Raw genomic sequence first — 10,124 nt, 5'->3', positions numbered from 1 at the left:
GGCTTGCGCACCCGTCCTCGATCGATCTGTCCGGCCGCACCTTGCGGTTCCTGACCGGCCGGCCGCCAGTCGGGCGGCGGAGCCCGGGACGCGCCAGCGGCGCCTTTCCGCCGCGCGTCAGGCCCCGCTCGCCCTGGCCCACCGGCGGCGCGGTGACACATGCGCCCGGCTTGCCGTCGGATTCGGCATCGGGATTGCGACCGTCTACCGGTACCTACGTGAAGCCGTGGAGGTCCTGTCCGTCCTCGCTCCGTTTTTAGCCGAGGTCATAAGAACGATCCGGACGAAGGCGTTCGTCATCCTCGATCGGCACCCTGCTGCCGATCGACCGCGTCGCCGCCGACACCCCGTACTGCTCCGGGAAACGCAAACGCCACGGCATGAACGTGCAGGTCCTCACCGACCCGCTCGGACGGCTGCTCCGGGCCTCGCCAGCACTTCCCGGCTCGACCCATGACCTGACCGTCGTCGGGCAGCACGGGATCACCGAAGCCCTCGCCGACGCGGGGCTCAGATGGTGGGCCGACCAGGCGTACCAGGGCGCCGACGGACTCGTCTGGGCCCCCTTTCGGGGCCGCCGCCTCAAGAGAGGAAAGCGCCGTCAGCACACGGCCCATGCCAAGATCCGCTGCCGGGCGAGCGGGCCATGGCCGCCCTTAAGGGCCGGCGTCTCCTGCGGAAGCTCCGCTGCGGCACCAACCGAATCACCGACGCGGTGAAGGCTGTACTCGTCCTTCACCACACATCAGCGTGAGGTGGGGAAGGGCTCACTGCCGATTGAGCATGGACGAAACGTGGAAGAGGTTCGACGTATCAAACACGTCAGGAGTAGAGGAAGCAGTGCGGTGTCCTCCTCAGGTTGAGGCGGTCAGTTCCAGGGTGAGGACGGCCTTGACGAGGTCGGTGATGCGGGTGGTGCTGCGGCGGAGCTTCCGCAGCAGGCGCCAGGACTTGAGGGTGACCATGGCCTGTTCACCGAGCGCGCGGACCTTCGCGTGGCGCGGTTGACGGCCTTCTTCCCGGCGGAGAGCTTGTTCCAGCGCCCACGGAAGGGGACGCGGACGGCGGGCCCGGCGCCATGGTGCGCCTTGTCGGCCCAGTACCGAATGCTACCGGTGCTGAGGACGTCGAGCAGGCCGTGGGTGGGGACTGCATTGATGTCATGGACCGCGTCTGCCAGGGCTGGCGAATCCCAGGTGAGCTTCCCAAACGGGTCGGCGAGGACCTGGAGATTCATGCGGTGCTTGCGGTGCTTGCCGGAGTGGAAGGGGCGGTCGGCCGCGATGCGGTCGATGGGCAACAGGGTGCCGTCCAGGATGACGAACGCCTTGTGCGGCAACCGCCTCGGTCCGCTGGAGGGTGGGGTGCGAGGACGGCCAAGACGCCCACGGCCTCGGTGACGTGGCGGTGAGCGATGGCCAGGCCGACGCCGAACCGGCCGCGAATTGGGCGAAGGTGTGACCGCAGCGCAGGTGGGCCAAGTCCGTCAGCGCTTGGCGGTCGCAGACGAGCCGCCGCCAGCGGGTGCCGGTCCGTCGCAGCCGAGCGGTCAGCTCCCGCAGCAGCCGCAGCGCCGAAGTGGACGGGTCCAGTCCTGACGGGCAGACAAGTGCACGAAGCTCCTAGCAGCGAAGGTTGATCTTGGTCGACAACTCATTTACCAGGAGCTTCGCCGTTCTGCCACGCCAACCCCAGAGCCCCCAGTCACGTTGGGAAGGCTCAGGGAGCGGTGTGGCGGGGGATCCCTCTGTAGCCGCCATGCCGTCCTGCCTTCTACGTTTCTCTGGTCAGGCGGGAGGTGGGAACCAGGACCGCCGCCGCAGAGTGGTGAGGTCGGCGGGGTCCGCCGAGACGTGCCCAGGTGTGGTGGCCAGCAGCGGGGTCAGGTCAGGAAGTTGCTTGGTTGCGGTGAGACCGAGTCGCTGGTTGTGGCCGTCGCTGATGCCCGCCGTGGTGTCGGGTGGCGATGCGGTGAGGTCGGTGATCGCGGTGAGCGAGCCGTCGGCAGGTGATGGGGCGGCCGGTGCAGTGAAGGTGACCGTCAGCAGCTCCGTACCGGAGGGCTTGATCTTGAGGGGCAGGCTGCTGCTCACTGCGAACCCGGCAGTCAGGGCCGGGGTGACCGCGGTGATGTTCAGCGTCCCGGTCCCCTTGTTGGACACCTGCGTGTTCTGGTCGATGGGCTTGTCATCCAGCCAGTGATAGGACAGCTCTCCCGGCATGACAACGATCCAAGGCTGTGCCGTCTCGGCGGCCGAATCAGCCACCACCCAGGTGAAGTCCCGGTCGTTTGCATGGTCGTTGTTCCTGATGCCCAGCTGCCACATTTCGGAGGAGTCCTGATCGAACAACATGTAGATCTCGTAAACGTTCTCCACGCTGCTGATCAACCTCACGTCACCGACGTAGTCGGTCGAAGCGGGGCCCCGGAACACTGGAGAGAACTGCCCCTTCGCCTGGACCGGAACGCCGGTGCCGGCTTTGACGAACAGCGTCGGCGGGCTGGTCCCGCCGAACATACTCACCCGGATGTACATCGCTTTGGTGTAATTAGAGTAGATCATAGGGGGTGTACCAGCCAGCTGGCTAATTGAAGTGAGGGCAGTAGTGTCAGAGGCCACCGTCAGCGCGGCGGTCTGCGGATCGGGGTAGACGTGGAAGCTCATGAACGCTGCCTCGCAATCATCGACTGTCATCTTCTTAAATAAGCGAAGCGTGAACCTGATGCACGCCGTAAGCGCAGGTGCCGACTGCTGGGCGGCGGCCACCGCAGAGGCAGCTTGGGCAGTTCAGCGGAGCTTCCCGAGCACAGCTCTGGCCAGGAGGCGGCAAGCGACCGGGGGGTGAAGGAGCTCACCAAGGGTGGCGAGGTCCTGGTTGGTGCCAGCGAAGGCGCGCCACGCGAGCGGCAGCTGTTGCGCAGTGCGATTCATCTGCCTGCAGTTCCTTGCGTCGCGTTGAGGGGATGCTGGCGCCGTCACGTACGCGGTTCCCTCGGCTACGCCGATGCAGGTGACCGAACTCGCCCCGACCGGGTATCCGGTGCGCCAGGCGGTAAGCGGTGTCAGCTGCAAGGAGGGTGAGTCAGGCTCCACCAGCAGTTCGATACGTCCTGGGCAAGAAGTTTGCCGTGCCGCCGGTGCTGCTCGGCATATACGAGGTTGCCCCAGTCGGCCACCTTGGCCTGATCCTCCTCGCCCGCGGCGAGCTTCCCTGGCCGGGCGACACCACCTGACGGATACGGGAATCAACGGCATCGCCGGTCGATCATGGTCAAAGCGAAATCCCCGAAAGAGAAAATTGTGGGTGAGCTGGTGGTAGGCGGGAGGGCGACGGCGTGAGTATGGAGGCAGTACCGATGTCACCTAGCCATGCACGTGCGCGCAGCCGCTCCAGCGACCGGCCTCACCGGACGAGGATAGGCATGGATACAGCAGCGCTGCCTTCGTATGTGCGGCTACTCGGCCCCTTCCGCTTCGAGTGTGCCGCCGGGGCTGTCTCCGTTACACCGAACGGGCAGCGGCTCATCGCCTACCTGGGGCTCCAGTGCGCCGCAAGCCGCACCGTTGTCGCTGGCACGCTCTGGCCCGACGTCACCGAGGGACATGCGCAAGGGAGCCTGCGCACCACGCTGTGGCGGCTGAACCGCGGACACTCGCCGGTCGTGGAAGCGCGCGGGGACACCCTGGCGCTGTCAAATGGTGTGCAGGTCGATGTCCATGCCTTCACCCGAATGGCCCTGCAGTTGGTCAATGCCCCCGAGACGTTCGGTGAGGAACTTCCCCTCGACTTGTTCTCCTGCGGTGATCTGCTGCCAGGCTGGGGTGAGGAATGGGTCATGTTCGAACGGGAACGGCTGCATCAGTTGAAGATGCACGCGATTGAGACCCTGAGCACGCTTCTGGCCAGCCGTGGCCGATATGCCCTGGCATTGGAGGCCGCGCTCACCTGCGTCCGGATGGAGCCGCTGAGGGAGAGCGCACACCGGGCCGTGGTGACTGTGCATCTGGCCGAGGGTAACGCGGTGGAGGCGTACCGGCACTACGAGACGTTTCGTGCGCTGATCGCCGAGAAAATGGGGATGGGGCCTTCTGAGCATTTCACCGCCCTGTTGCCGCCGCGACGCCAAGACTCTCGGGGCCAACACCCTTTGCTTGGTGACGGGCCGTGATCGCACGCAACCCCGCGGGTCGGTGTACGAACAAAAGGAGAATCTGGCAAGATTGATAATACCCCGAATTGTGGGCACTTCTGAGAAGCGGATTTTTGGGTTCGGGGAGAGGATGCCCTCATGGGTACTGCGAGGTACTCGGAGGAGTTCAAGCGGGACGCGGTCGCGCTGGTGGAGTCCAGTGGACGGCGTATCGGGTCGGCGGTGCGGGAGCTGGGTGTCGACCCGGAGTCGTTGCGTCGGTGGGGCGCGCGCTCGAGGGCGGAAGCGGCCGCGGGTGGTGAGAGCCCGCTGAACCCAGCGGAGCGCGAGGAACTGCGGCACTGCGGCGCTTGCGCAAGCAGGTCTGTGAGCTGGGGCGGGAGATTCTGCGGAAGGCGGCCGCGTATTTCGCCAAGGAGAGGGGTCGATGACCGGCCACTGAGCCTCTTCCGCCCTGCCGTTGCTGACTGTGCGTTGGACGGATCTGCGGAACGACGAAGCTCCTGGTAGACGGGTTCTCGACCATGATCGCCCGCAGCCACCAGGAGCTTCGCGTGCTTGTCTGCTCGTCGTCGATCGACCTGTCCAGTCGCACCCTGCGGTATCTGACGGGACGACTCGCTGTCCGGGGAGGGGAGATCCCGCCCGCACTCACGGGATCGTTGAGGCCCTCGCCGCTGCCGAACTCAAGTGTTGGGCGGGCAAGGCGTATCAGGGCGCCGGCCGTCCGGTCCCGGTGCCCTTTCGCTGCCGTCGCCTCAAGCGATGGCAGCGGCGACACAGCAGCACGCACGCCAAGATCCGCTGCCTTGGCGAGCAGACCATGACCACGCTGAAGGGCTGGCGCCTCCTGTGGAAGCTCCGCTGTAGCGCCAACCGCATCACCGCGATCGTCCAGGCCGTTCTCGTCCTTCATCGCGCGTCAGCGTGAGGTTGGAAAAGGCTCATTGTGTGTGGCGAGTTTTGTCGCTGCTGTAGGGCATGACGTCCTCGGATGAAGGTGCTGCCTGGTGAGCAGGAGGCAAGTCGTCTTGACGGTGACTGATGTCGCGAGGAGATGGGGCATCGCACCCTTCGGCTCGTGGCAGGCCCGTCCCAGGGGGCCCTCGACTGCTAGCCGGTCGCCACGGCTGCCAGTACACGCCGTCGGGCTGCGAGAAAGGGTAGTCAAGGGGCACGCTGTTGCCCCTGGGATTGGGTGTGCTGCCAGTCGCTCCGGAGGGTCCTGCTTCCCCCGGAAGAGAGGGGAGGCAGGCGCATCCCGGGGATTTCTCAGGGACTTTCACGTGTGTCCCAGGGGGGATCCAGGAACTTCTCGCCGCGTGAGCGGGGAAGGCCCTGACAGTGCTGAAAGAAGGGAATGAGCTGGTCAAGGCCTACATTGTCAGTACTCGATGATGCTCACTGCGAGGCCGTCGCGCGGTCACCATGCAAGGAATGTACAAGACCGCGCGACGGGGCCGGCGGCAGTCTCGGGGCATGACGACGACCGACGACACGCCCGTACGTTTCGACACCAAGATCGCCGTGCTGCTGCGCGAGGACCTGGAGACCTGGCAGCGGCTGAACGTGACGGCCTTCCTGGTCAGCGGACTCGGCACGGAGCTCCCCGAGGTGATCGGCGAACCGTACGCCGACGCCGACGACACCCCGTACCTGCCGATGTTCCGGCAGCCCGTCCTGGTCTTCGAGGGGACCAAGGAGACGCTGACCGCCGCCCACGGCCGCGCCCTCTCCCGCTCGCTGCCCCGGGCGGTGTTCACGACCGACCTCTTCGCCACCGGCAACGACCGCGACAACCGCGCCGCCGTACGGGCCGTGGGCACGGGACGGCTCGATCTGGCGGGCCTCGCCGTGTACGGGCCGCGCAACGCGGTCGACAAGGTGCTCAAGGGAGCCCGGATGCACCCCTGAGCCCCGCGGACCCCGGGGCCGGACGAGCCGTCACCCGGCAGCGCGCCCCGCGCACTCCAGAAGGACGGGGAGCGCGGCGGCCGGCGCCTCCGTCCCGTACGTCTTCGACCCCCGGCGGGCCGCCGCCACGGCCGTCCAGGAGATGCGCGACGCGGCCGAGCGGGTCAACCCCGACATCCTGGTCGTCTGCCGCGGCGGACTCATCACCGAGCCCGAGGACGCGAGACCGTTGTCGGTGGCGTGCCGTACAACTGAGAAACGAGAGGGGCAGGAACAGGGGCAGGCGCGGGACAGGGGGACTGTACGTGGACACTTTCGCGGATCCGGGGTGCGCCGACCGCGCGCCCTTCGCCGGGCGCGAGCGGGAACTCGCCCGCCTCGACGCGCTGTCGAGGGCCCGGGCCGACGGGGCGGGCCCGGCGGTCGCGGACGTCACGGGCGAGCCGGGCATCGGGAAGACCCGCCTCCTCGCCGAATTCGCGGTACGGGCCAGGGGGCGCGGCGCGACCGTCCTGCACGGCCGGGCGGACCCGGCCCCGGCGGACGGCACCCCCTTCCAGCCCTTCGTGGACGCCTTCGCCGACCTGGACCCCCGCGACCACGCCACGGCACCGGACCTGGCCGGACTCGCGGAGCTCGTCGAGCGCGCGGCGCCGGTGCGGCGGATCGCGACGGCGCTGGGGCGGGTCGTGGCACCCGGCTTCGTGCTCGTGCTCGACGACCTCCACGAGGCGGACGCCGCCTCCATGGCGCTCGTGGACCACCTCCTCCGGCACCCGCCGAGGGCGCCCCTCCTCCTCGTCCTGGCCCGGCGCGAGCGCCAGACCCCGCCCGCCCTGGCCTCCGCCCTCGCGCGCGCCGACGACGCGGAGACCCTCGCGAGACTGGCGCTCGGCCCGCTGACGCCCGAGGAGTGCGCCCAGGGGCCCGGCGCCGGGCTGCCGTCCGAGCCGATGCGGGACCTCCACGCCGCCAGCGGCGGAAACCCGCTCTACCACCGCGCCCTCGCCCTCGCCCGCGCGTCCCGGGGCGAGGCGTCCGGCCCCGCACCGATGGCCGCCCTGCTCGACGAACTCGCCCCCCTGGGCCGGACGGAGCGGTCGCTCGTGGAGGCCGTGGCGGTACTCGGCCCCCGCGCGACTCCCGAACTGCTCGCGACCGTCACCCGCGAGGACACCGGTGCCGGCCTGTCGCCGGTACCCCGGCCGGGGCCCGGCGGGTACTCGGGGCGGCCGACCGGGGAGGGGGCCGACGGAGCGCCGCGTCCCTCGCGCCGGGCGGGCAGCGACGGCGACGCTCCCCGCCCGTCGCCGTCGCTGCCGCGCGGGGCGCCCGGCGTGGCCTTCCGTTCGCCTGCGCCGCGCGAGGCGTCCGGCGCGGCCCCGGGCCCGTCCGTGCCGGCGGTGGTCGGCGCGGCGCTGCGGGAGCTCGGCCGGCGGGATCTCGTCCGCGCCGAGCACGACGGACGTGTCCTCGCGCTGCGGCATCCCGCACTGTCCGAGCTGCTGCTCGGCACGCTCGACCCCTGGCGCCGCCGGGAGCTGCACCGGCGGTCCGCCGCGGCGCTCGCCGCGGCGGGAGCGCCCGTGACCGAGCGGGCCCCGCACCTCGTGCGGGCCGCGGCCGTCTGGGACCCGGCCACCGCCGCCGCACTGGTCGAGGCCGCCGAGCGCATCACGGCGGCCGACCCCTCGCGCGCCGCCGACTGGCTGGGTGCCGTGCTCGACCTGCTGCCCGACCTCCCCGAACACCACGGCACCCGGCGCGAGCTGACGCTCAAGCGGGCCGGCGCCCTGGGCTCGGCGGGGCGCGTCGCGGAGAGCCGGAACCTCCTCCACCGCCTCATCGACGACGGCCACGGCGAGGGAGGGACGGAGGGCGCGGAGCCGCGGACCTCGGCCGTGCTGCTCTGCGCGTTCATGGAGCGCCACCTCGGCCGCTACCCCGAGGCGGACGCCCTGCTCCGCCGTGAACTGGAGCGGGCCCCCGGGCCCCGGCCGGACCTGCGGACCCGGCTCGTCGTCGAGTGGGGCTGCCGCGCCCTGTTCGCCGCCCGCTACCCCGAGGTCCGCCCCGTGGTCGCGGAGACCCTCGACGCGACCCGACGGCTCCACGACGACGCGGGAACCGCCGAGGTCCTGACGCTGGCCGCCCTCGGCGAGGTGTACGAGGGCAAGACCGCGGCCGCCCGTGCCCACGCCGCCGAGGCCGCGGCCCTCACCGACTCCTTCACCGACGGCCGACTGGCCGACCACCCCGAGTCGTTGGTGCGCCTCGGCTGGAGCGAGGCCTTCCTGGAGCGGTACGGGACGGCCGAGCGGCACACCACCCGGGGCATCGCGATGGCCCGCCGCGCCGGACGCCCCTTCGCCCTCTCGCAGCTCCTGCTCTGCTCGGCGTACGTCCACCTCCTGACGGGCAGGGTCGGCACCGCGCTCGACCGGGCCGAGGAGGCCCTCGCGGTGGCCCGCTCCCTGGGCGGCGCCGAACTCGTCGGCTTCAGCCGGGCGATCCGGGCCACGGTGCTCCTGCACGCCCGGCCGCTCGGCGACCCCGAGGTGCCGACCGCCGCCGAGGAGGCCGCGGCGACCGTCGGGACCGCCGAAGGCTGGTGGGCCACCCAGGCCCGCTGCATGCTCGCCCACACCGTCCCGCTCGACCAGGACCCGCACCGGGTGCGGGAGGTGCTCCTGCGAGCGGGGGGCGACCGGGACCTCTCCCGGCTCCAGCCCTCCCTGCGCCCCGGCTACCTCGAAGTCCTCACGGGCGCCGCCCTCGCCGCCGGGGACCTCCCGGAGGCCGAGCGGGTCGCCCGCAGGGCCCTCGCGGAAGCGGAGTCGCTCGGGCTGCCCGTCCAGAGGGCTGCGGCGCGGCGGGCCTGGGGCCGGGTCCTGGACCGGCGGGGCGAACCGGCGGCCGCCGCCCGGGAGTTCACCGAGGCGGCGGCGGACAGCGCGCGCTCCGGTGCGGTCCTGCGCGAGGCCCAGGGCCTGCTCCTCGCCGCCCCGCAGCTCCAGGCCTCGGGCGACGCGGAGCAGGCCGCCGGCGCCTGGCGCGGGGGCCGCCGGCTGGCCGTCGAGGCGGGCGCCCGCATGCTGGTGGACCTGGCCGACCGGACCCGGCCCGCGCCGCCCCGGGGCGACGGCACCGGCGGCCGGCTCGCCGTCCTCACCCCGCGCGAGCGGGAGATATCGGCCCTGGTGGCGGAGGGGCTCACCAACCGGGCCGTGGCCGACCGGCTCTGTCTGAGCCCCCGCACGGTCGAGAGCCATGTCGCCCGGGTCTACCGCAAGACGGGGGTGGAGACCCGGGCGGGACTGGCCTCGCTGGTCGTCAGGGACGAGAGGGCGGCAGGTCAGTCCTTGCGGGGATAGGTGGCGGTCACCCGGCCCTTGGCGTCGGCCGTCAGATAGGCCACGCCGTACGTGTCGGACAGGTAGACGCTGAGCCCCGCCTCGCTGCCGAGGAGCGTCGAACCCGGTGTGAGGACGACGTAGCGGCTCGTCGGCTCGTCGACGCCGAGCTCCTTGTCGGCGCGCTTCACGAGCGCCGGGAGCGCGTCCCACGAGAACGCGTCCAGGTCGGCCGGGACGGCGCCCGGGAAGGCGGTGCCGCCGGGTCCCTGCCGGACGGCCACGTCACCGCCCCGGTACATGTACCGGTCGTACCGCTTCGTACTGCCCTTGACGAGGCACTCGGCCACCGCGTAGTCCGGGTACACGACGAAGCTGGTGACCTTCGCCCCGCCCGACGCCGCCTTGACGGCCGCCACGGCGGTCCGGACCCCGTCGGCCGTCAGCAGGTCGGGCTTCTCCGGGGCCGTCTCCTGTGCGGGCGCCGACGTGGTGGGGTGCCGTGCGTCCGGGCCCTGCCGCGAGGGAGCGGCGGTGCTCGGCCCGCTCCCTGGGTCGGCCGGCCGCCACTCCCAGTTCATCGCGGCCACGGGAATCCCGACGGCGAGCACGACGACGGCGGCCGCCCCCAGGAAGCGGCCGAGGCGCCCGCGCCGCTTCCGTCCGACGACGGCGGACGGCACGGCCGCCACCGGAGCGGTCCC

6 protein-coding genes and 3 pseudogenes are annotated in these 10,124 nt (G+C 71.1%); 6 read left to right on the top strand and 3 right to left on the bottom strand.

Features of this window, described 5'->3' with window-relative positions:
- Positions 1-754: pseudogene (locus ABZ318_RS03605) on the top strand (transposase family protein); the annotation flags it as partial.
- A gap of 100 nt (positions 755-854) precedes the next feature.
- Here ABZ318_RS03605 and ABZ318_RS03600 read toward each other — a convergent pair.
- Both ABZ318_RS03600 and ABZ318_RS03595 read right to left on the bottom strand, forming a co-directional pair.
- Positions 855-1,592 (bottom strand): annotated as a pseudogene (locus tag ABZ318_RS03600) (transposase family protein).
- Positions 1,593-1,787: 195 nt separating this feature from the next.
- Positions 1,788-2,666 (bottom strand): hypothetical protein, encoded by an 879-nt coding sequence (locus tag ABZ318_RS03595; protein ID WP_356900841.1) that lies wholly within the window; start codon positions 2,664-2,666, stop codon positions 1,788-1,790.
- 758 nt (positions 2,667-3,424) lie between these two features.
- Here ABZ318_RS03595 and ABZ318_RS03590 point away from each other — a divergent pair.
- The 5 genes from ABZ318_RS03590 to ABZ318_RS03570 all read left to right on the top strand — a co-directional run bounded on the left by ABZ318_RS03590 (position 3,425) and on the right by ABZ318_RS03570 (position 9,441).
- Positions 3,425-4,171 (top strand): BTAD domain-containing putative transcriptional regulator, encoded by a 747-nt coding sequence (locus tag ABZ318_RS03590; protein WP_356900840.1) that lies wholly within the window; start codon positions 3,425-3,427, stop codon positions 4,169-4,171.
- Positions 4,172-4,291: 120 nt separating this feature from the next.
- On the top strand, positions 4,292-4,663 hold the full coding sequence (locus tag ABZ318_RS03585) for a transposase (RefSeq protein ID WP_356900839.1): 372 nt from the start codon (positions 4,292-4,294) through the stop codon (positions 4,661-4,663).
- The gene (locus ABZ318_RS03580; protein ID WP_356900903.1) at positions 4,623-5,084 is read left to right on the top strand and encodes a transposase family protein; all 462 of its coding nucleotides are present in this window, start codon (positions 4,623-4,625) and stop codon (positions 5,082-5,084) included. Before ABZ318_RS03585 ends, ABZ318_RS03580 begins: the two co-directional genes overlap by 41 nt.
- A 548-nt stretch (positions 5,085-5,632) precedes the next feature.
- Positions 5,633-6,067: a DUF2000 domain-containing protein gene (locus tag ABZ318_RS03575; protein WP_356900838.1), complete on the top strand. Its 435-nt coding sequence runs from the start codon at positions 5,633-5,635 to the stop codon at positions 6,065-6,067.
- A gap of 305 nt (positions 6,068-6,372) precedes the next feature.
- On the top strand, positions 6,373-9,441 hold the full coding sequence (locus ABZ318_RS03570) for a LuxR family transcriptional regulator (RefSeq protein WP_356900837.1): 3,069 nt from the start codon (positions 6,373-6,375) through the stop codon (positions 9,439-9,441).
- Here ABZ318_RS03570 and ABZ318_RS03565 read toward each other — a convergent pair.
- Positions 9,423-10,124 (bottom strand): annotated as a pseudogene (locus tag ABZ318_RS03565) (serine/threonine protein kinase); the annotation flags it as partial. The gene ABZ318_RS03570 and the pseudogene ABZ318_RS03565 overlap by 19 nt on opposite strands.

Origin of the sequence: Streptomyces sp. NPDC006197 (assembly GCF_040613865.1) — a bacterium.
In the GTDB taxonomy this organism is placed as follows: Bacteria; Actinomycetota; Actinomycetes; order Streptomycetales; family Streptomycetaceae; genus Streptomyces.
The sequence above is the reverse complement of the archived record's forward strand: the minus strand, read 5'-3'. Positions and strand labels throughout refer to the sequence as shown.